This is a genomic window from Corallococcus praedator (assembly GCF_003612125.1).
Classification (GTDB): Bacteria; Myxococcota; Myxococcia; order Myxococcales; family Myxococcaceae; genus Corallococcus; species Corallococcus praedator.
Window position 1 is genome coordinate 1 of the sequence record NZ_RAWI01000890.1, and the last position, 481, is coordinate 481.

1 protein-coding gene is annotated in these 481 nt (G+C 68.6%); it reads left to right on the top strand.

Going from position 1 to position 481, the window contains the following annotated elements; genetic code table 11:
* Window positions 1-387: GNAT family N-acetyltransferase (locus tag D7Y13_RS42280; RefSeq protein WP_147452680.1), on the top strand; the 387-nt coding region annotated here is incomplete at its 5' end.
* Between the last annotated feature and the right edge of the window lie 94 nt (window positions 388-481).

Below are 481 nucleotides of genomic sequence, written 5' to 3' on the forward strand. Positions count from 1 at the left end.
GACTGGGACCGCGACGGGATCGGCTACTGGATGGTGTCCCAGGCGTGTGGCGAGCCCGCGATCGGGGTGGCGGGGGTGCGCCTCTCCGGCGTCGTCGATGCCGGCCACGCCGCGTACAACCTCTACTACCGCTTTCGGCCCGTCGCATGGGGCAAAGGGTTCGCGCGTGAGGCCGGGGCAGCGGCGATCGAGGCCGTCGCTGCCCGCGATGCCTCTGCCGTCGTGCTCGCGGTCATCCGTGAGGACAACCTTCCCTCGGTCCGCGTCGCGACCGCGCTGGGCCTCACCGTCGACGGCACGACTTCACACAACGGGGGCGAGCGACTGCGCTTCGCGTTGCGCCTCTCGGACTGCGCAGACCCTTCGCCCGTGATCGCTTCTCAGTAACTCTGTTGGATGATCGTGGCGACCTTGCCGACGTCGTCGTTGGCGGCGAATGCGCCCTCGATCGAAGAGAAGACGCTGTTGGAGGCGACGATGG